This window comes from Dellaglioa sp. CoH-57-MRSF-20, assembly GCF_056781955.1.
The window spans coordinates 1-239 of record NZ_JBXAXV010000331.1 but is presented as its reverse complement, the minus strand read 5'-3'; the positions used below and the strand labels follow the sequence as shown (position 1 = coordinate 239).

The following is a 239-nucleotide window of genomic DNA, read 5'->3' as shown; positions in this document are numbered from 1 at the left end:
AGTGCGATGCGACGTTCACGTCGGATCCCTTCTCCTCCCGCTTGCGGACCGTCGCCATCAGCAGCCGGTCGTCTCCCGCGGTGACCGCGCGCAGCGGCAGGCGTCGATCCCACACCTCGTCCTCATGGAGGTGGACCCTCGGTCGGAACGTTCCCGGACGCCCGGTGACGAGCGGTTCGGCCTTCGCCCAGGAGACATATCGACCCTCGGCGATCACGTAGACAGAACGGGCGGCGAGG

1 protein-coding gene is annotated in these 239 nt (G+C 68.2%); it reads right to left on the bottom strand.

The annotated features are described in order from the left end of the window. Window positions 1-239 (bottom strand): hypothetical protein (locus tag AC1RPN_RS09200; RefSeq protein ID WP_481763881.1); only part of this gene is annotated, 239 nt, incomplete at both ends.